This is a genomic window from Lysobacter cavernae, from assembly GCF_042648505.1.
GTDB classification, from domain to species: domain Bacteria; phylum Pseudomonadota; class Gammaproteobacteria; order Xanthomonadales; family Xanthomonadaceae; genus Lysobacter_L; species Lysobacter_L cavernae.
Genome location: NZ_JBHRXK010000001.1, coordinates 781,166 through 802,482 on the forward strand (window position 1 = coordinate 781,166; position 21,317 = coordinate 802,482).

The following is a 21,317-nucleotide window of genomic DNA, read 5'->3' on the forward strand; positions in this document are numbered from 1 at the left end:
AAGAGGATCGACGGCATGGCTCAATCCTGCTCACAGTCGGCATCCGGGTCATCGATGTCGCAGGCCGGCAGTTGGTCGGCCGGCAGACGGATGCCGGGCTGGACCAGCCCGAAGGCACGGTAGTTGGCATTGGCCGCACTGAGGTCGACGAAGGCAATGGTGCGGTTGCTTGAGCTCTGCGCGCGGCTGGCGAAGGCCGAGGCCGGCACGTTCATGCCGGATTCGCCGTCGATGCCGAGCAGCGCGCCGTCGGCGGTGAATGCGTAGAAGTACGCCGGCGGCACGCCGATCGCGGCCACGGTCTGGTTGTTGACGCCGGTCACGTAGATCGGATTGGCGGCTGTGCCGATACGCCCACTGGCCGAGTACACGCCGGCGCCGTTGTACAGCCAGGTGGTGCCGTGCTGCAGCAGGTCACCACGCACCGAAAGGTACAGCGGCGCGGTGCCGGCGTTGACGGTGTAGGCGCTGCCGTTGAGCGAGGCCAGGGTCAGGCTCTGGCCGTTGCTCAGGCTGAACCCACCCGGCGACGCAAAGTCGCCCAGCGTGCCGATGCGGTTGTCGATAACCTGATCGCGGCCGCCCAGTTGCGTGCGACCACCGACGCTGCCGCTCAACGTATCGGCGGTAATGCGACCGTCATTGCCTTCACTGAGATTACCTTCGGCCTGCAGCCAGAGGTTTGTGCCGCCGATCGCACCGTCGATTGCGAGGCTGCCGCCTGCGCTCAGGCGCATTGCACCGTCGACCGCGACCGCGCCATTCACGGCCAGGTCTCCCAACGTGCGCAGGCTCAGCTGCGAAGCGCTGAAATCACCCAGAGCGGCGATTGCGTTGTCGCCGGTCAGCGTGGCGGTACCACCAGCGCTGCCGCGCAGTTGTGCCGCGGTCAGCGTGCCGGCACTTTGGGTGATCGTGCCGCCACTGCTCAGCTGCAAGCTGCCGGCGCTGGCAACGTCGTGGTCCAGGATCAGATCACTGCCGCTGCTCAATGCAATATTGCCGCCACTCAATGCGCCGACCATGTCCAGGTTGCCCGCGGCGCTCAGCGCCAAGGCACCGCTGGCCTGCGCCATCACTGCTAGATCATTGCGGTCGACGATGGTGACGTTGCCGCCATTGGCCTGCAGCACGCCCTGGAAATCGTTGCCGGCGTTGTCCAGCACGATCGAGCCAGTACCGGCCTCGAGCGTGCTGCTACCGACGACGCTCAGTGCGCCGCCCTGGGTGATGTCGCCACCACTCAAGGCCTGTGTGGTGACGCTGGCCGCACCGATTCGGGAACCACTACCAGCGCCCGCGCCGGCGGCGCCTCCGTCACTGCGACCGACCAGATCGCCGCCGATGCTGCCTTGACCCAGGGACAGTGCGCCGTCACTGGTGACGGTCAGCGCCCCCACCGCCAGGTTGCCCAGAATCAACGCATTGCGGTCGCGCACCGTGACGCTGCCGCCATTGAGGTTCAACGCGCTGCCGAAGTCGTTGCCGGCGTCGGCCAGGACGATCGCCGCGCCGCCGCTGTTGATCGTTGAACTGCCACTGACGTTCAACGCGCCGCGTTGGCTCACTGTGCCGCCACTGTCGGAGCGCAGGTCACCGGCGACCGTGCCCTGTCCCAGATTCAAGGCGCCGTCGCTGGCGACATTCAACGAACCGGTGGCCAGCGCGCCCAGGGTGAGCGCATTCGCATCGCGGATGTGGCTGCTGTCACCGCTCAGGCCGACCACGTCCTGGAAATCGTTGCCGGCATTGGTCAGGGTGATCGCACCCGTGCCCGCATTGATGCTGCTTGCGCCTGTTACCGACAACGCGCCGTTCTGGCCGATCGCGCCGTTGTGGCTGGTCGCATTCAAGGTGCCGTCGACGGTGCCATAGCCGAGGTTCAGCGCGCCGGCGCTGGTTGCGTCGAGGTCGCCGGTCGCCACCGTACCGAGCGTCAGGGCGTTGCTGTCGACGATCTGCGTGTTGTCGCCGCTTAGGCTTACCGCGCCCTGGAAATCGTTGCCGGCATTTGTCAGGGTGATCGTATCCGTACCGGCATTGACACTGCTCGCACCACTGACCGACAACGCGCCGTTCTGGCCGATCGCGCCGTTGTAGCTGGTCGCGCTCAAGGTGCCGTTGACGGTGCCGTTGCCGAGGTTCAATGCGCCGGTGCTGTCGACCGTCAGGCTGCCGGCCGTCAGCGTGCCCAGCGTCAGGGCGCCGCTGTCGCGCAGGTTGACCGCACCACCGCGGATGTTCACCGCACCGGCGAAATGATTGCCGGCGTTGGTCAGCGTGATCGCGCCACTGCCGGCGTCGAGGGTGCTGTTACCACCGACCGTCAGCACCCCCGCCTGCTGGACGATGGCGGCATCGGCGCTCGTCAGTGCCAGATTGCCGGCCGCAGTGACGTCGTGGTCGAGGCTCAGGCCACCGCCACCGGCCAGGGTGAGGTTGTTGCCGCTCAGCGCGCCACGCACGCCCAGTGTGCCTTGGCGCGCAATCAGGGTCAGGTCGCCACCGGTGGCGATCGGGGTTACCGGCAGAATCAACGAACGATCGGCGATCAGCGACACCTCGGCGTTGTTGCCGTTGTTGAGCGTTGCGACCACCAGGTCGTTGCGATCGGTCAGCCGGATGCCGTTGCCGGTAACGCTGGCCGCTCCGCCGAAATCATTACCGGCGTTGTCCAGGGTCATGGCGCCACTTCCGGCGTTGATGCTGCTCGTGCCTGAAATCGACAACGCACCGGTCTGGCCGATCGCGCCGTTATTGCTGGTTGCATCCAACGTGCCGTTGACAGTGCCGCTGCCGAGGTTCAGCGCGCCGGTGCCGGTGGCGCTGAGGTCGCCGGTCACAACCGCACCGAGCGTCAATGAGTTGCTATCAACGATCTGCGTGGCGCCACCGCTCAGGCTGACCGCGCCATTGAAGTCGTTACCGGCGTTGGTCAGGGTGATGGCGCCCGCGCCGGCATTGAGGTTGCTCGCACCAGAGACCGTCAGCGCACCGCTCTGGCCGATCGCGCCGTTGTTGCTGGTCGCATTCAACACCTCCGCAACGGTGCCGCTGCCGAGGTTGAGCGCGCCAGTGCTGGTCGCAGCCAGATTTCCGGTTGCCACCGTGCCGAGCGTGAGTGCGTTGCTATCGACGACGTGCGTGTTGCCACCGGCCAGATTGACCGTGCCCTGGAAATCGTTGCCGGCGTTGGTCAGGGTGATCGCGCCCGTGCCCGCATTGATGTGGCTCGCACCCACCACCGTCAGCGCGCCGCTTTGGCCGATCGCGCCGTTATTGCTGTTCGCATTCAGCGCACCCGCCACGATGCCGTTGCCGAGGTTCAACACACCAGTGCTGGTTGCGCTGAAGTCGCCGGTTGCCATCGCACCGAGCGTCAAGGCATTTACATCGACGATTTGCGTAGCACCACCGTTCAGGCTGACCGCGCCCTGGAAATCGTTGCCGACATTGGCCAGCGTGATCACGCCGTTTCCGGCATCGACGTTGCTCGCGCCCGCGACCGACAACGCACCGCTCTGGCCGATCGCGCCGTTATGGCTGGCGGCATTCAACACACCCGCAACGCTGCCGCTGCCGAGGTTCAGCGAGCCGGTGCTGGTGGCGCTGAGGTCGCCGGTCGCGACCGTGCCCAGCGTCAACGCATTGCTGTCAACGACCTGAGTGGCGCCACCGCTCAGGCTGACCGCGCCTTGGAAATCGTTTCCGGCGTTGGCCAGCGTGATCGCGCCGGTGCCGGCGTCGATGCGGCTCGCGCCCACGACCGACAACGCACCATTCTGGTCGATTGCGCCATTATTACTGGTTGCGTTCAACGCACCCGCAACGGTGCCGCTGCCGAGGCTCAACGCTCCGGTGCTGGTTGCAGCCAGATTTCCAGTTGCCAGTGCGCCCAGCGTCAGTGCGTTGCTATCGACGACCTGCGTGTTGCCGCCGGCCAGATTGATCGTGCCCTGGAAATCGTTGCCGGCGTTGGCCAGGGTGATCGCGCCCGTGCCTGCATTGATATGGCTCGCACCCACCACCGTCAGCGCGCCACTTTGGCCGATCGCGCCGTTATGGCTGGTCGCATTCAACGCACCCGCAACGGTGCCGCTGCCGAGGTTCAACGCTGCGGCGCTGGTCGCATCGAGGCTACCAATTGCCACCGTGCCGAGCGTCAACGCGTTGCTGTCGACGAGCTGCGTATTGCCACCGGCCAAGCTGACCGCGCCCCGGAAGTCGTTGCCGGCGTTGACCAGCGTAATCGCGCCCGTGCCGGCATTGATATGGCTCGTGCCCGTCACCGACAGCGCGCCACTCTGGCTGATCGCGCCGTTATTGCTGGCCGTATTCAACGCACCCGCGACGGCGCCGCTGCCGAGGTTCAACGCGCCGGTGCTGGTTGCAGACAGATTGCCGGTTGCGACCGCGCCCAGTGCCAGCGCATTGCCATCGACGACCTGCATGTTGCCGCCGATCAGGCTGACTGTGTCCTGAAAATCATTGCCGGCGTTGGTCAGGGTGATCGCACCCGTGCCTGCATTGATGTGGCTCGCACCCACCACCGTCAACGCGCCACTTTGGCCGATCGCGCCGTTATTGCTGGTCGCGTTCAACGCACCCGCAACGGTGCCGCTGCCGAGGCTCAACGCTCCGGTGCTGGTTGCAGCCAGATTTCCAGTTGCCAGTGCGCCCAGCGTCAGTGCGTTGCTATCGACGACCTGCGTGTTGCCGCCGGCCAGATTGATCGTGCCCTGGAAATCGTTGCCGGCGTTGGCCAGGGTGATCGCGCCCGTGCCTGCATTGATATGGCTCGCACCCACCACCGTCAGCGCGCCACTTTGGCCGATCGCGCCGTTATGGCTGGTCGCATTCAACGCACCCGCAACGGTGCCGCTGCCGAGGTTCAACGCTGCGGCGCTGGTCGCATCGAGGCTACCAATTGCCACCGTGCCGAGCGTCAACGCGTTGCTGTCGACGAGCTGCGTATTGCCACCGGCCAAGCTGACCGCGCCCCGGAAGTCGTTGCCGGTGTTGGCCAGGGTAATCGCGCCGGTGCCGGCGTCGATGCGGCTCGTGCCCGCGACCGTCAGCGCGCCGCTTTGGCCGATCGCGCCGTTATTGCTGGCTGCATTCAAGGCACCCGCGACGGTGCCGCTGCCGAGGTTCAACGCTGCGGCGCTGGTCGCATCGAGGCTACCAGTTGCCACCGTGCCGAGCATCAACGCGTTGCTGTCGACGAGCTGCGTATTGCCACCGGCCAAGCTGACCGCGCCCCGGAAGTCGTTTCCGGTGTTGGCCAGGGTAATCGCGCCGGTACCGGCGTCGATGCGGCTCGTGCCCGCGACCGTCAGCGCGCCACTTTGGCCGATCGCACCGTTATGGCTGGCCGCATTCAATGCCCCCGCGATAGTGCCGGTACCGAGGTTCAACGCTCCGGTGCTGGTTGCAGTCAGGTTTCCGGTTTGCACCGCGCCCAGCGTCAGGGCGCTGTTGTCGACGACCTGCGTGTTGCCACCGGCCACATTGACCACGCCCTGGAAATCGTTGCCGGCGTTGACCAGCGTAATCGCGCCCGTGCCGGCATTGATATGGCTCGTGCCCGCCACCGACAGCGCGCCACTCTGGCTGATCGCGCCGTTATTGCTGGCCGCATTCAACGCACCCGCGACGGCGCCGCTGCCGAGGTTCAACGCGCCGGTGCTGGTTGCAGACAGATTTCCGGTTGCGACCGCGCCCAGTGCCAGCGCATTGCCATCGACGACCTGCGTGTTGCCGCCGATCAGGCTGACTGCGCCCTGGAAATCATTGCCAGCGTTGGCCAGGTTGATCGCGCCCGTGCCGGCATTGAGATTGCTCGTGCCCACTACCGTCAGCGCGCCACTTTGGCCTATCACACCGTTATTGCCGTTCGCATTCAGCACACCCGCCACGGTGCCGCTGCCGAGGTTCAGCGTGCTGGCACTTGCGGTCAGGCTTCCGGTTTGCACGGTGCCCAGCGTCAGGGCGTTGCTGTCGACGATCTGGGTGTTGCCACCGGCCAGATTGACCGTGCCGAGGAAATCGTTACCTAAGTTGGTCAGGGTGATCGCGCCGGCGCCGGCATCGATGGCGCTGGTACCGCCGACCGTCACGCCCCCCGCCAGCTGGACGATAGCGGCATTGCTAGTCGTCAGGGCCAGGTTGCCGCTCGCGACGACATCACCGTTGAGGTTCAGGCCGTTGCCACCGGTCAGGCTGAGGTTGCGGCCGCTCAAGGCACCGTTCATGCCCAGCATGCCGTTGCGCGCCACCAGGGTCAGGTCGCTGCTGCCGGTGGCGATCGCCGACGTTGGCAACAGCAACGAGCCATCGGCGATCAGCGACACCGCGGTATTGCTGTCGTTGTTGAGTGCCGCGATCTCCAGGTCGTTGCTGTCGACCAGCGAGATGCCGTTGCCGGAAAGGCTGGCTGCTCCGCCGAAATCATTGCCGGCGTTGGCCAAGGTGATCGCACCCGAGCCTGCATCGATGCGGCTCGTGCCCGTCACCGTCAGCGCGCCGTTCTGGCCAATCGCACCGTTGTTGCTGTTCGCATTCAACGCACCGGCAACGGTGCCGCTGCCCAGGTTCAACGCACCGGCGCTGGTTGCGGTCAGGTTTCCGGTTTGCACCGTACCCAGCGTCAGGGCATTGCTGTCGGCGATCTGGGTGTTGCCGCCGGTCAGGTTGACCGCACCCTGGAAGTCGTTGCCGGCGTTGGTCAGGGTGAGCGCGTGACTGGCCAGATTGAAGTTGCTGGTTCCGCCAACCGACAGCGCACCGGTCTGGGCCAGGTCGATGGCGTTGCTCAACGCCAGATTGCCGGACACGTCCAGGCTGTCGAGCGCAGCGATCCGATTGCCACTGTTGCTGAAGCTGGCATCGCCACCGATGGTGCCGCCCAGGCTGCCGACGGTGTAGGCACCGGTCTGCTGCACCGACTGGTCAGTGCTGAAGCTGATGCTGCCGCTGTCCACATTGATGCCGCCGCCGCCGCCCACGGCCAGCTGGCCGGCACCATGTGCGATAAGCGCAACGCTGCCGTCGTTGTCGCCGGGCAGAATCCCGTTGGCGCGAACGGTGCCGCCGAGGTTGATCAGGTTGTCGAACACGCCCTGCGCTGCGCTGGCCTGCAGGGTGATGACGCGTCCGGGCGCAATGAGGCTGCCGGTATTGTTGATGGCCACACTGGCCAGCTTGCTCTGCAGCGCCTTGTCGATGACGACACTGAAGCCGCCGCTCTCGAAGCTGAGGGTGACGGCATCGGCGCCGACCAGGTTGATGTTGCCGGCGGTGGCCTGGATCAGGCCCTGATTGACCACGCTGCCGCCGACCAGGGTGACGCCGCCTGCGGCCGCCGCGATTGAGCCGCGATTGAGCACTTCCGCCACCGCGCCGCCGGCGTCGAAGCGGTAGGTGCCCGCCATGAACTCGACCGGGTCGGTGCCCAGCGTGCTGGCGACCAGGCCGGCGACGGATATCTGCGCGTCGCTGCCGAAGATCACACCCGCGGGGTTGAGCAGGAACACCTGGCCATCGGCCGTGAGGGTGCCGTTGATCTGGCTGAGGATGCCGCCGTGGACCAGATTGAGCACTGCCGCGTTGGTCCCGGGCTGCTCGAAATCCACTCGCGCAAACTGGCCGACGTCGAAGGACTGCCAGTTCATCACCATCCGATCCGAGGTCTGCTTGATGGTCATGACGGTGCTGCCGTCGGAGCTGACCGATCCAACGCCGTACACGGGGACGCCGCTGCCGACCGGCAGCGTGGGCACGGCCTGGGCCAGCGCCGCGCCCGGTGCCAGGGCGACGATTGCGGCGGCCAACGCCAGGGCCAGGTGCGTGGGCCGTGGCGACAGGCGCTGCGAACGGTGGGCGGCCTGCGCCGTGAGGACGTGGGTGTGCATGCGCGTATCCCTCAAAAGACGAAGCCGAAGCGCGAATAGAAGCGGACATCGCGGCCGTCGGTCGCCTCGCGGCTCCCGGTCGGCTTGGCAATGCTGAACTGCAGCTCGAACCCCTTGAACTGCGGCAGGCGGAAGCTGCCGCCGACGCCGACGCCGTCGAACGTGGTCACCGACGGCGCGAACAGGCGGTTGCCTGCGGCCGGGTAGACACGGGCGTGGTCGGCAAACACACTCAGCTCCAGCACCTCGCGCCAGGGCCGGCCGTTGAAGGGCGAGGCCTTGTCGGCAAAGCCGGGCGCATCGACGTGGTATTCCAGCGCGGTGTAGTAACCCAGGTCGCCGAGCGCATCGGACACCGGATAGGCGCGCACGCTGTCCGGCCCGCCCACCGCGAACTGCTCCATCGGGGTCAGCGCGTCATCGGTGTATTGCCCGTTGAACCTGAAGTACAGGCGCTGGGTGCGCGCCAGGTACTGCATGCGGGTATAGGCCAGGCGCGCGACGGTGAAGTGGCTGTCGTGCTCGGGGCTGACCAGGTCCGGCGTTGCCGAGTTGTCCTGCAACGACTGCCGCACGCTCAGCTGCAGCAGGTTGACGCCGCGCCAGCGCAGGTCGGTGTGGCGCATCGATGCGCCCAGCTCGGCGGCATCGAATTTCTGGTTGGACAACTGCATGCCCAGCGCACTGAGCCGCGACTGCTCGTTGAGGTAGCGCGCCGTCGCCTGCCACTGCAGGTTCTCGCGGTTGACGAACTTCCAGTCGGCACCGGCGTAGAACACCGAGGTCGGGCCTTGCAGGTCGAGCCGCGAGAACACGCCGCGGTGCACTTCCAGCTCGCTGCGGCTGGCGCCGATGACGCCGCTGAACCCGGGCACGGCCGGCAACGGCAGCGCGTAGGACAGCGCACCGAGCTGGCTCTGCTGCGGGTCCATGGCATAGGCGTAACTGGCCGAGAACCGGTCGCCCAGGCCGAGCGGACTGTTCCACAGCAGGCCGACTTCGGCGCGGTAGCGGCCGGTCGTCTCGGTGCCGTAGTTGTTGCCGCCCAGGCTGATCGCGTACCCGCGCGGGGCCTCGGTGGCGACCAGCAGGATGTCGGTTTCGCCGGCGTTCCGGCCCGGCTGCAGCACCGACGACACCGACACGCCCGGCAGGTCGCGCAGGTACAACAGCGCACTGTCCACCTCCTGCTTGCGCAGCGGTTGTCCGTTCAATTGCTGCAACGGCGCCGCCAGGGTGCCGCTGCGATAGCGCGATGCGCCCTTGACCTCGACCTGGCCGATACGGCCTTCGAGCACGCGGATCTCAATCAACTGATCCGGGCCTGGCGTCTGCACCGGCAGGTAGGCGGTGCTGACGATGAAGCCGGCCAGCCGGTAGGTGCGGGTCACGATATCGGCCACCGCCTGCAACTGCTCGAAGCTCAGCGCAGCCACCGGCTGGCCCTGCGCCAGCGTCTGGAACTGCGCATCGACCAGTGCCTGCATCGTCGCGGGCGTGATGCCGGCCTGCGGGTGCTCGCCGACATCACTGACGCGGAAGCCGCGCACCTGCAAGGTCGCGGTGCTGCTGTCGCGGTCCTTCACGGCCGGCACGCCCTGCGCGGATTCCCTCGTCGCCACGTCATTGCCGGCGGCAACGTCCTCCTGCGCCCACGCCGGAGCGGCGGCAAGCCACACGGACACGGCCGCGGCCAGACACGTCATACGCATTCGTCGATTTCCCCTGAAACGGTTCCCTGCCGTGCGTCGCCTCCGTGCGCTGCCGCCAACACCGTCGTTGCGACGGCAATGGGCTGGTGGTTAGCAGCGCTGGGGATGACATTGACCGGACGACCGCCGGCAGGCGGCGTCGGGCTTGCGGACAATAGCAAGAAAACCGCGAGGACCGTCACAATCACCAGCACGACGAAAACAAGACGCCGACGCCATGCCTGCGACGTGGCTTGGCGCGTTGGCGGTGGCCCCGGTCGTGCTGGAGCCGGCGACGGCACCGGCCGGATCGCATTGCGATGCGTCACGCCCTGCCCTCCGCGCACCGCGGCCAGCAGGTCGCGCCGGCGCGCGCGGTATTCGTCGCGGCCGATGCGGCCGTGCTGGTACGCCTCGCCGAGCGCGTGCAACTGCGCGTTGGCCGGGTGCTGGACGTCGCTCATTGCAGTTCCCGCAGCACGCGCAGGCCCACATCCGGCTGCGCCGAACCGTTGTCGGCACGCCTCGCCTGCACCGTGCAGTCGGACCAGTAACTGGCGTAGCTGCCGCCGCGTGCCTGCACACCGCCGCCGCTGGACACCCACTCCCAGACATTGCCGGTGGCATTGATCAACCCCCAGGGATTGGACTCGCGCCCGCGCACCGAGACCGGCGCGCGCGCGGCATCGCCGGCGCTGGCGGTGGGCGGCACGCAGTTGCTGTCCAAGGCCTGGCGCCACTCGGCGCCGGCACGCACGGCATGCTGCCATTCGGCATCCGAGGGCAAGCGGTAACGCCAGCCGCCGCTGCCGATCGTCAGCCAACGCAGGTAAGCCTTGGCCTGGGTCAAACTGATGTTGCGCACCGGGGCGCGAGCCAGCTCCGCATCACCGGCCGGTTGCGCGGTGCATTTTCCGGTCGCCTGGCAGAACAGGTTGAAGTCGGACACCGCTACTTCCCCGCGCGACATCGCATAGGGTTTGCCGCCGCCGACGCCCGGCACCACCACCAGCATGGGCCCGCGCTGTTGGCCGATGGTGTCGAAGCAGGCCTTGCCGCGGCCGGGCGCCGCGACGCCGCAGGGGTCGGGACCGGTCGGTACTGGCGGCAACGGTTCGTCATCGGCGCTGGGGGCAGGTGCGTTGGCACTGCGGCCACTCGTGACCGCAGGTGATTTGGCGCCTGTGCCCGTGTTGGCGGCCGACTTGCCCGTGCCCGCTGGCGCGGATGCGCCCGGTGCCGACGGCGTTACCGCGGTCGCCGGCATCGTGTCGCTGCCTGGCTGGCGCAACCGCGCGGCCAGGCTGCCTTCGGGCAGTCGACCGCTGGCCTTCAGATCCGCTTCCAGTCGCGCCATGGCCTGCGCGTCACTGCGATACAACGCATCCAGGCGCTGGCCGAGTTGCTGGCGCTCTGCCGTCGGCAGCAATTGCGGCGTCGCCATCACCGCGGCGGCGACTTCGTAGCGCGCACGCGCGGCACGCAGATCGGCGCGATCGCCCAGCACTGAACTGCCTTGGCCGAGCAGCTCGGCTGCCTCGCGATAACGGCCCTGATCGAACGCGCGATCGGCATTGCCCAGGTAGATGCCGGCCAGCAGTTGCGGCCCTTCCTTGGACAGGAACGCATTCCCCGGTTGCAGCGTGCGGATCCGCGCCAGTGCATCGCGTGCCTTGCCCAGGTCGTTGGCGGCGGCGGCGTGGCGCATCGATTCGATCCGCGACGCGACTTCGGCATCGGCGCTCTGCTTCGCCAGAAGCGCCTGCAACTGCTCCTGCGCCCCCTGCAGCCGATCGCGCTGGGCGAGCAACGCCGGCGCCGCAGGCGCCTGTCGCAGACCGAAATCGACCAGTGTCTGCGCGCGCGGAAGTTGTGCCGGTTCGTTCAGCGGCGCCACCACGGCGGCCACCGCCACGGCCACTGCATCGGCCTGGACGCGGCGCTCGGCAGCCGGCAGCACGGCCAGCGCCGCAGCTACCTGGTCCTGCCAGTCCGGCTCGGCACTGGGCTCGGCCAGCCGCGCAGCGAGCACCTGTCGCGCCTGTTGCGCATCGTGTGGCACCGCTGCGCCAGTCGCGGTCGGCTGTGCCTGGCGCTCGGCGACGGCCAACTGCGCATCGCGCACCTGCAGGCGCAGCGAATCGGGGTACACCGTGCGCGCCTGGGCCAGGCGGTCGCGCGCCGTGTCCATCCGGCCCGCCGCCATCGCCTCGTCCACCGCCGCGTCGTAGCGCAACTCCAGCTCAGGGTGACGCAGCAAGGCGCTGGTTGGATCAATCGCGCGGATCTGTTGCAGCGTCGCCACCGCGTTGTCGGCCGGGCCACTGAAGATCACGCCGGCCGCGATCTGCCGGTTGAGCGTGGTGTCGAGCGCGTTGAGGCGTTCGTTCTTCTCGCGCTCCATGGACTGACGCCGCGTATCGAGCAGCGGCGAGTACAGGCGCAGGCGATCGCGCAGTGCGAACACCTGCAGCGCGCCACGATAGTCATAACGGTTGCTGGACGGACTCCACAATCCGTCCAGGCGGCGCAGCAGGAAGTCCTGGATCAGGTCACCACGATCCACCAGCAGGCGCCGGCGATCGTCGTCGTCGAGACTGGACAGCGCCTGCAGCGCCTGGGTCTCGTCGACGTAACGCTGCGGATCGTCGGCACCGAAGCGTGCGGTGACCTGGGCCAGGTGACGCTGGTGCAGGTAGCGCGATGCGCCCCAGCCGCCGAGGCCGAGCAGCACCAGTGCCGCGGTGCCGTAGCCGAGCAGAGGCAACGCGCGTTCGCGCAGCGGCACCTCGCGCAGCCCCTCGAGCAACGCCTCGACCTTGGACAGGCGCTGCTCGGCGGGGAATGCCACCGCCGCGCACAGGGTCTGGTACTGGCGCTTGGTCAACCCCGGCACCGGCGGCGGCGTGCGCCCTTCGCGCAACGCCACTTCGGCACTGAGCTTGTCGAAGGGATGCTTGCCGGTCAGCAGTTCGAAACACACGCAGCCCAGTGCATAGATGTCGTCGGCGGCGCCGGGCTCCTGGCCGCGGATCATTTCCAGGCTGGCATAGGCCGGGGTCAACGCACCGAGCGTGGCCGCGTCGAACACGGTCTGCTCGCCGGAGGCGTCGGCGGCATGCTTGCCGGCGCGGGCGATGCCGAAGTCGAACACCTTGGTCACGCCGTCGCGGGTGACCATCACGTTGCCGGGCTTGAAGTCCGAATGCACCACGCCGGCCGCGTGCGCGCGCGCCAATGCGCGCGCCATGCCTTCGATCAACGGGCGCGCGCGCGCCAGTGGCATGCCGTTGTAGGCCTGCTCGCGGATCAGCGTCTTCAGGTCGCAGCCGTCGATGAACTCCATGGTCATGAAGACCACGGTGCCGTCTTTGTCGAAATCGTAGACGCGCACGATGTTGTCGTGCGCCAGCTTCTGCGAGCGGCGCGACTCGCGCTGCAGCGCTACCAGCGAATCGGGATGGCGACGGAACTCGTCACTGAGCACCTTCACCGCCAGCCACGGATCGCGGTCGCGCGCTTCGACCTTGCGTTCGTCGCGCGCGAGATAGACCACGCCCATACCGCCACGACCGAGTTCGCGCTGCAGATAGAACCGCCCCTTCAGCAATGTGCCGACGCTGGCGTAGTCGCCACCGGCCGCCGTCGCCAGGCGTTGCCAACCGGCGCGACTGTCGCTGTCGACGGTGCCGGTGACGCCCGTGGTTCCGGTCGGTCCGGTGGCATCGACACCGTGGCCAGGCAATGGCATCGCCGGTTGCACGCGGGTGGCGTCGTCTTCGGCACTGGGTGACGGCGGTGGGCGGCGCGGCATCACCACGGTGGCGTCGTCGTCGATTACCGCAGCCGATGTTGCAGGCGCTTCCCGGCGCAATGCATCGAGCCGGGTCACCAGCGTGGTGACGGTATCGTCGTCAATCAGGTGCTGCTGCTGCAGCTTCCACAGAGTTTCGACCCCAGCCTGGTATTCGGCCTCCGGCAGGGTGCTGCGCTTGCCCAGTTCGTCGAGCACGGCGTTCAGGTCCAGGCTGCCGCTGTGCATCGCAGCGAACAGCTCGACGACGGTGGAAGTGTCTTCATGCACGCGGTTCACTCCTGCAGGCGGACGACGACGGCGGTGACGTTGTCGCTCGCCGCCCGGCCCATCGCCAATTCGAACAAACGCGTCAGCAACGCACGCGGCTCACCGGAGCGACGGCACTCGGCGTCCAGCTCCGGGTCGGGTATTTCCTTGTTGATGCCGTCGCTGCACAGCAGGTACTGCGCACCCGGCGCGCTGGGCGCCAGCACCCAGTCCACGAACAGCGGCTCCTGCGCACCGACAGCGCGGGTCAGCACGCCGGCGTTGGCGGCCGGCGCCGCCGCGGCACCGCCCTGCGCGAACTGGGTGACGTCATCCTTGATGCCGTGCACGTGGTCGCGGGTGAGTTGCCGCAGCGGCCCCAGGCAGCGTCCGTAGCCACGGCTGTCACCGACCCAGCCGCACAGCATGAAATCCGGGTCGTACACCAGCACCACCACGGTGGAGGCGATCATGTCGACCCGGCGTTGTGCCGCGCAGCGCAGCAGTTCGGTGTTGACCTGCGCCAACGTGTCCTCGATCGCATCGATGAAGTCGCATACGTCCGCTGGCCGCGTCAATGCGGCCAATCGCTCCACGATCAGGCCGCTGGCGTAGTCACCCGCGGCGTGTCCGCCCAGTCCGTCGGCGACCACCCACAGCCCGGCGTCGTCGCGCAACAGCAGGGCGTCCTCGTTGTGGCGACGCACCTTGCCGATCTCGGTATGGCCGACGGCGTGATAGGGCGTGGCGGTCATCATGGGCTCCCCTGCGGCAGTGACGTCATGTCGGCGGCGGCAAGCCACGCCAGGTAGTCGTGCGCGGGCAACAGTCCCGTGGACTGCAGCACCGCACAATCGTTGCCCCACCACAGCGCCTGCCCAGGCGGCGGACACGGCCTGCCTGGCACTTCGGTGGCATCCGGATCAGGCGCCAGCCGCAGCAACCGCGCATCGAAGGCATCCGCCACCAGCGATCGCGTCGTCAGCACCTCGGTCAAAACGGTGGCGGCACGCGCGTACCAGGCCAGGTCCAGCACGCCCGCTGGCAGCAGCGGCAGTGCGATCACCAGTGGAAAGCAGCGCCCTACGCGGTCCTCGCCAGGCCCCAGCACGCCCGCCCAGGCCGATTCGCCGCACACGCCCGCGCCGATCGCGAACGCGCGGATGCCACTGTTGCGGTACGCGGCCGCCCATTGCGCACCCAGCTGTTCACGGCTGTGCACGACCAGCTGCGCGAAGTGCCGGTCCCACACTTCGACGAAGGCCGGCGGCAGGCGGCGCTGTACGAAATCACCGGCACCGGGCAGCTTGCCGTAGAACCCGGGCACGATGGCCTGCGGCATCGTCAGCTCCCACATGAAAAACGACGCACGTCGGCGTCGAGGAAGGGGTTGCGCAGATTACCGGCGCGTAAAGGCAGCTGCACCGCATGCCCGCCGACGTCGAAGTGAGCCACGAAGCGCAGGTCCGATGGACTGCTCAGGCCTCCGGCGTGCAATGCGCGGAACAAGGCCCAGTCGCCCTCGTAGTTGAGCCGCCCCAGCACCACGCCATCGGCGGCAAACGCGGCAATGCTGACGTGGCCGGGGATCGGCCCTGGCCACTTCATCGGCATGCTCTCGGCGGCGCCGGACGTGTAGTCGTATTTCTGCCCGTCGATGTCCAGGGTCAGTCGCGTCACGCCTTCGCCCAGCGTCGGTGCGAGCACGGTGAAGCCGACCTCCGGCATCGCCGCACCGCGGAAATACTTCTGCTTGATGCGGTCGGCCAGTTGCAGTTGCGCCGGCAGCCCGGCGGCTCCCGTTACCGCCTCGGGCCCGCGCTTCCAATGCCAGTCACGGCCACTGGTGTCGAGCAGGCTCTGCATCGCGCCGCGCAGCGTGTCGAAGCGGCCACCATTGCCGAACAGCTCGCCGAAGTTCTGCAACGGGATCTCGCTGGCGCTGGCCGGATCGAACGGGTAGCGGCCACGCACGAACTCGCTGCAGACCGCGCCCACCGTCTGCTGCACCTGCGTGTCCAGTGCGGTCTTTGCGCCACGCGCCATCAATGCGGCGCTGCTGCCGGTCAGCGACTGCAGCCAGCCGGACAGCGGCGGCGGCAACTGCGCCGCCTCCTGCCGCGCCAGCAGCAGCTGTGGATTCGGCTGCGCCGTGGCGGTGGCCGGGTCGCTCATCGTCAACAGGGTCTTGCTGAGCTGGTCGAGCACGCCATAGACATGATCCAGCGGCGTCGCGCCCGAGGCGCCGTCACCCAGCCCGTTGAGTACGGCGAAATGCGCGGCGATGGCAGATCCCGGCTGCGCAACGGCGGCCGCAGCGTTGGGGCTGCCGGTCGCCAGCGCCGCGGCCATCGCCGTGTTTCCACCCGGCAACCTGGCCGCCAGTTTTCCCGCTGCCTTGGTTGCAGCCTTGCCGGCAACGGCGCTGGCACGTTGGCCGGCATCGGCCGGCGCTACGCGCAGCAGTTGCCGGGTGTTGTCGCGCACCAGCGCCAACAGCAGGCGCAGCGGCGAACTCGGACCGGCCAGCTTGGCGGCAATCGCGCTGGCCTGCTGCAGGTCGGCGGCTGGTTGCAGCTGCAGGTCGGCGAGCAGGCCGTCCCAGTAGCGGATGTAGTCCTGCTCGTAGAGCACGCCCACCTGCTGCGCCAGTCGCGCCTTGCCCAGCTCGTCGATGCGGCGAGGGCCGAACACCCAGTCGTCCTGCACGAACTGCTCGACCGCCTCGCCGATGCCCTGCCCGGCCAGCGCGGCAAACACCGGCTGCGTGTACAACGACGGCAACGGTTCGGACAACGCGGTACCGCTGCTGCGCTGGAACACGTTGCCGAGCAGGCCCAACGCCTTGTCCAGTTGCAGCGGCGCGGCGCCGGCGCCAGACCGCGACAGTTTGAGGTTGCCGTAGACCAGCGTGGCCAGGTCGGCTGCGCGCAGCGTGTTGCGCGCCTGCTCCAGCAACGCCGGGTCGAGCGACAACGCGCGTAGGCGGCCCGACTCGTCGAGCAGGACCTGGAAATGCGCGGCCAATGCCTGCTGCAGCACGCTGTCGTCGGGGAATAATTTCCGCCATTCGATCGAGCCGAGCGCGGCCAGTTGCTCGCGGTCCAGATGCTGCGGCTGGCCGAGCATCAGATAGCCCTTGAGGTAGTAGTACAGCGCCTGCGGCGACGTCGCGTTCTCGCCCATGCCCTGGCGCAACCGCAACGCCACGCCAGGCACCAGCGTGCCGTTGAGCTGACGCAGGTAGGCGCCATGCAGCTCGCCGCCGACCGCCTGTCCCTGGTACAGGCCCATGCGCATCGACCACGGCACACGCCCGTCGTACTGGCGCGCAACCTGTTCCACCGCGTGTGTCCCCTGCAGCTGCTGCACCGCCAGTGCGAAGTACTGCGGCATGGTCTCAGCGCTGCTCGGGTCCGGCGTCGACGGCCGCGCATCCAATGTCGAGCGCACCTGCGCCAGATAGGAGCGGTTGCCCAGGTAACTGCCGGTCAGGCCTGCCAGCAGGGCTGCGGTCAGCAACGCGACCCCGGCGTACGCGGCCGCCTGCAGCCAGGCATGGCGCCGCTCCTGCGCCGGCTCGCGTCCGGCCAGGCCGGATTCGCGCAGCAGCACCTGCTTGAGCAGTCGCTCGACGAAGAAGGTACGGCGCTGCGCGCCCGAGGGCTGCACGCTGGTTTCGGCCAGACCGAAGCTGCGCGCGACCGCGCCCATCATGCGATCGATCGGCGTGCCTTCCTGCGTGCCCGAGGTCAGGTACACACCGCGCAGCAACGGCGGCGTGCCGTAAGCGGTGCCGGCGAACACGCCTTCGACGAACTGCCGTGCGGACTCGCCGAGCGCGGCGAACTGCTGCGGGAACGACAGGATCGCCGCGCGCCGGCTGCGGTCGCGCTCCAGATGCATCCGCTCCAGCAGGCGCGCATTGAGCCGGTCCTGCAGCAACGCATATTCGTCGGCGAAACCACGCGCGGCGCTGCCGTCGTAACTGCGCGCCAGCGGGAACGACACGCCCCAGACCTGGCGGCGCTGCTCCGGGTCGAGGTCGTCGAAGAACTCGCTGAAACCGCCGATCAGGTCGCACTTGGTGAACACCAGGTACACCGGCACGCTCATCTTAAGCTGCTCGCCGATCTCGTCGAGGCGACGGCGGATCGCCTGTACATGCAGGTCGCGCTCGGCAGCGTCGAGCAGCAGCAGGTCGGACATGCTCATCGTCACCAGCACGCCGTTGAGCGGACGACGGCGCCGGTAGCGGCGCAGCAACTTGAGAAAATCCAGCCACGCCCCGGCATCCACCTGCCGGTCCGAGTCCTGCGTGGTGTAGCGGCCTGCGGTATCGAGGAACACGGCTTCCTCGGTGAACCACCAGTCGCAGTTGCGGGTGCCGCCGATGCCGCGCAGGCCCTGCTCGCCGAAACGCGCGGCCAGTGGAAAATGCAGGCCAGAGTGCTGCAGCAAGGTGCTCTTGCCCGAACCGGGCGGGCCGATCACCGCATACCACGGCAGGGTGTACAGGTCGCCGCCGCGTCGTTTGCGCAGCACCTGGACCGCGTCCTGGAACCGTGCCTGCAACTGGTTGCGCTCGTCGGCGCCGCGCGCCAGGCGGTCGTCGCCCAGCGCATCCAGCGCCGAAGGCTTGGCCAACTCCGTCGCCAGCTCGGTCGCCCGCCGGCGGGCACGCAACTGCTGCCACTGCAGCCAGCCCGCCCAGGCGCCGACCAGCGCCAGGATCGACAGCAGGCGCGCCACTGGACTGGCCAGCGGCGTGTGCCCGGCCACGGCGATGTAGGGACCGACCAGCCAGATCAGCAGCGCGGCCAGCAGCAGGCCGGCCAGGGTCACCAACCAGGCGGATTTCAGCATTGCCCACCACTTGCCCACGGCGCTCACTCCCCCGGTTGGAACAGGATTTCCACGCGCCGGTTGCGCATGCGATTGGTCGCCAGCTGCGCCGGCACCGCGATCGGCTGCGAGTCGCCGGCACCGACCGATTCGATCCGCGATGGCGTCGACAGGCGCTGCCCCAGCACCTGCGCCACCGCTTCCGCGCGCGCGGCCGACAGCGCGTAGTTGTCCTTGAAGCGCAGCGAACGCACGGGCTGGTCGTCGGTATGACCGACCACGATCACCCGCCCGGGCAATTGCTCCAGCGCCGCGGCGATCCGGCCGAGCAGTGGCAAGCGCTCGGGGGCGACCTCGACCCCGCCGGAGGCGAACATCGCACTGGCGCTCAGGCGCACCTGCGCCTGGCCATCGCCCTGCTCGACGACGCTGAGCAATCCGGCGCGCTCCTCCGGCGCCAGCAATTGCTTCAGCGTCAGGCGCGCTGGAGCCTGGCGCGGCGCATCCGGCGGCGTGGCGCGCTGCAGGCCGATCTGCGCGGCGGCGGCGCTGATCGGTGCCGACAGGGTGTTCAGACGCGCGTTGAACCAACCGAACGCGATCAACACCACGCAGGCCGCGGCCAGCGCCGCCATCCACAGCGGCACGTAACGCGTGAGCCGGTTGTCGCGCTCATCGACACCTTGCCAGTGTGGTGCCAGTCGCTCGGCGGCGGCGCCGCGTTGGGCGCGAATGCGCCGGTACAGGTCGTCCTGGATATCGGCCAACTTGGCGCGGCCCCCGCTTTCGATCTGGTAACGCCCGCAGAAGCCCAGCGCCAGGCACAGGTACATCAGCTCGATCAGGTCCACGTGCCGCGGCACGTCCGCGCACAGGCGCTCTAGGATCAGGAAAAACTTGGCGCCACCGTAGGACTCGCCATGAAACGCTACCAGCAGCGTCTTCTGCGACCAGCCGCTGTGTTCGCCCCAGGGTGAATTGAGCACGGCCTCGTCGAGCATCGCGCACAGTACGTAACGCGCCGCGGTGACCGCCTCCACCGACGCGCCGCCCTCGCGGGCGCGCTGCTCGAACCGGCGCACCTGGGCCATCACCTGCTCACGCAGGCGCGCGACGTCCGGCATCGCCGCGCTATGCCGCAACTGCACCGCCAGCAGCAGCAACGGGCTGGCCGCCTGCACCAGCGGATTGACGCTGCGGCCAAGGAACTGGCTGATATCGGCATCGCCCCGGGGCGGCTCGTACATGGCGGCGTGCGCAGCGTTACTGCGCGGTTGCATGATCGTGGCATCGCCGATCGGATCGCCAGCGGACGGTTGACGGTTCATGCACTCAGCTCCGGATCGCCCACAGTTGCAGGTCCAATCCGGCGAACTCGCTGCCGAAATGGAACGCGATGCCGCCGGAAGTCTTCAAGTTGCGCCACAGCGGCGATTGCTTGTCGAACTCGAAATACAGATAGCCGGCGTGGTACGGGATCTGTCGCGGCGCCACCGGCATCGGCACGGCGGCGATGCCTGGCAACTGCAGATTGACCAGATCGCGGATCTGTTCGACCGGGCCGATCTTGGCCTGCAACGGCAACTGCCGACGCAGCTCTTCGCTGGGCGCGTCGGCTTTGGCCGCGAGCACGAACGCGGCGTGGTCGTACAGCGCGGCATCCGGCACCACCGCCACCCACACGCCGAACTTGCGTGCCTGCACCGGAATCGGCAGCGCGGTCTGCTCCAGCACCGCACTGAGGCTGACCCGCAGCGCGGCGAACACCGGCTCGAAGCTGGCCTGCAACGCATCGTGGCGATACGCCGGCCATGCCGGCGGCCGCTTGCCCGGCGCGGTGAACGTGCTCAACTCGCCGGCCAATGCGACCAGCGCGGCATACAGGTCTTCCGGATGCAGCAGCGGCGCCGACGACCAGTGCGCGACCAGCGGCTGCCAGCGGTTGATCACCTGCAGCAGCAGGAAATCGGCGATCTCGGCGGCACCACCGCGGTCGCTGACCGCCACCCGCCCAGCCAGCGCTTCACCGCGCTGATGCAGCAGGCCGAGCAGTTCGACCAGGAAAGTCGCCAGCCGCGGTGCCGCCTGGCAGGCCAACACGCTGGGAATGAAGGCATCGTCCAGACTGACCTGGCGGTCGGCACGCGATTCGACGATGCGCGCCAGCGGTACCCGGGTCAGCCCCTCCAGCGGTTGCGATTGCGGCAGCAGGCGGCCGCTCATGCCGCCCACTTCCATCAGCACCATCTCGCTGCTGCTGCCGGAGGCGTCGCTGGCGTCGGCTTCGCGCACGCGGTAGCGGAACAACTGGTCGGCCGGGGCTTCGGGCCGGCCCACGTCCGGTTGCGACGGCGAGCGCAAAGGCAAGGTCAGGTAGACGGTCTGGTCGCGCCAGTCGGGTTCGACGTCCAGCACCGGCGGCAGCGGATCGTCGCCGGGCATGGCGAACGGCGTGCCGTCGGGAAACACCCCGCGCGCGCGGCGGATGCCGAGCTTGCCGATCGCCAGCAGGTCGGTTTCCAGCTCCAGTTCGGAAAAGCCCCAGGCATGCGGGCGCAGGCTGCCCGCACGCAGATCCACGCAGCGCTCCAGGTAACGCTCCTGCTGCTGCAAGTGCTGGGGACGCAGGAACAGCCCCTTGCTCCAGACGACCTTGTTGTTCTGCATGATTCGTCGTGCCCGCTGCTGTCGATGGCCGCTACGGCCGCGCCGCCGGATGCAGCATCACCGCGATGTGCGACCCCGCTGCCGATGGCATCGACGCAACATGCGCAGTCCATGCTGGCGCGATGCAGTGTGGCTATG

Annotated in this window: 9 protein-coding genes; all 9 read right to left on the bottom strand. The window is 68.2% G+C overall.

What is annotated here, in order from left to right:
- Nucleotides 1–20 precede the first annotated feature (20 nt).
- From ACFOLC_RS03405 to tssK, 9 genes are read right to left on the bottom strand one after another with little or no spacing between them, the layout of a single operon-like run.
- Nucleotides 21–7,913, bottom strand: coding sequence for a filamentous hemagglutinin N-terminal domain-containing protein (locus tag ACFOLC_RS03405; protein WP_386757512.1), 7,893 nt, complete (start codon nucleotides 7,911–7,913; stop codon nucleotides 21–23).
- A gap of 11 nt (nucleotides 7,914–7,924) precedes the next feature.
- A complete protein-coding gene (locus tag ACFOLC_RS03410; protein ID WP_386757963.1) occupies nucleotides 7,925–9,619 on the bottom strand; it encodes a ShlB/FhaC/HecB family hemolysin secretion/activation protein in 1,695 nt (564 codons plus the stop codon).
- On the bottom strand, nucleotides 9,616–10,068 hold the full coding sequence (locus ACFOLC_RS03415) for a hypothetical protein (protein ID WP_386757514.1): 453 nt from the start codon (nucleotides 10,066–10,068) through the stop codon (nucleotides 9,616–9,618). The genes ACFOLC_RS03410 and ACFOLC_RS03415 overlap by 4 nt, the downstream gene beginning before the upstream one ends.
- Nucleotides 10,065–13,688 carry a protein kinase domain-containing protein gene (locus tag ACFOLC_RS03420; RefSeq protein WP_386757516.1) on the bottom strand — a complete coding sequence of 1,208 codons (3,624 nt, stop codon included), beginning with the start codon at nucleotides 13,686–13,688 and terminating at the stop codon, nucleotides 10,065–10,067. Before ACFOLC_RS03420 ends, ACFOLC_RS03415 begins: the two co-directional genes overlap by 4 nt.
- A gap of 5 nt (nucleotides 13,689–13,693) precedes the next feature.
- Nucleotides 13,694–14,422, bottom strand: coding sequence for a PP2C family protein-serine/threonine phosphatase (locus tag ACFOLC_RS03425; RefSeq protein WP_386757518.1), 729 nt, complete (start codon nucleotides 14,420–14,422; stop codon nucleotides 13,694–13,696).
- Nucleotides 14,422–15,015: a type VI secretion system-associated protein TagF gene (tagF, locus tag ACFOLC_RS03430; RefSeq protein WP_386757965.1), complete on the bottom strand. Its 594-nt coding sequence runs from the start codon at nucleotides 15,013–15,015 to the stop codon at nucleotides 14,422–14,424. The genes ACFOLC_RS03425 and tagF overlap by 1 nt, the downstream gene beginning before the upstream one ends.
- A complete protein-coding gene (gene tssM, locus ACFOLC_RS03435; protein ID WP_386757520.1) occupies nucleotides 15,012–18,533 on the bottom strand; it encodes a type VI secretion system membrane subunit TssM in 3,522 nt (1,173 codons plus the stop codon). The genes tagF and tssM overlap by 4 nt, the downstream gene beginning before the upstream one ends.
- Nucleotides 18,534–18,556: 23 nt before the next feature.
- Nucleotides 18,557–19,792: a type IVB secretion system protein IcmH/DotU gene (gene icmH / locus ACFOLC_RS03440; protein WP_386757967.1), complete on the bottom strand. Its 1,236-nt coding sequence runs from the start codon at nucleotides 19,790–19,792 to the stop codon at nucleotides 18,557–18,559.
- A gap of 52 nt (nucleotides 19,793–19,844) precedes the next feature.
- Nucleotides 19,845–21,179: a type VI secretion system baseplate subunit TssK gene (gene tssK / locus ACFOLC_RS03445; protein WP_386757522.1), complete on the bottom strand. Its 1,335-nt coding sequence runs from the start codon at nucleotides 21,177–21,179 to the stop codon at nucleotides 19,845–19,847.
- Nucleotides 21,180–21,317 lie beyond the last annotated feature (138 nt).

Bases quoted from the DNA above. Each gene is read 5' to 3' on its own strand.
- ACFOLC_RS03405 (WP_386757512.1), bottom strand. From the start codon at position 7,913: ATGCACACCCACGTCCTCACGGCGCAGGCCGCCCACCGTTCGCAGCGC.
- ACFOLC_RS03415 (WP_386757514.1), bottom strand. From the start codon at position 10,068: ATGAGCGACGTCCAGCACCCGGCCAACGCGCAGTTGCACGCGCTCGGC.
- tssK (WP_386757522.1), bottom strand. From the start codon at position 21,179: ATGCAGAACAACAAGGTCGTCTGGAGCAAGGGGCTGTTCCTGCGTCCC.
- tssM (WP_386757520.1), bottom strand. From the start codon at position 18,533: ATGCTGAAATCCGCCTGGTTGGTGACCCTGGCCGGCCTGCTGCTGGCC.
- ACFOLC_RS03425 (WP_386757518.1), bottom strand. From the start codon at position 14,422: ATGACCGCCACGCCCTATCACGCCGTCGGCCATACCGAGATCGGCAAG.
- icmH (WP_386757967.1), bottom strand. From the start codon at position 19,792: ATGCAACCGCGCAGTAACGCTGCGCACGCCGCCATGTACGAGCCGCCC.
- ACFOLC_RS03410 (WP_386757963.1), bottom strand. From the start codon at position 9,619: ATGACGTGTCTGGCCGCGGCCGTGTCCGTGTGGCTTGCCGCCGCTCCG.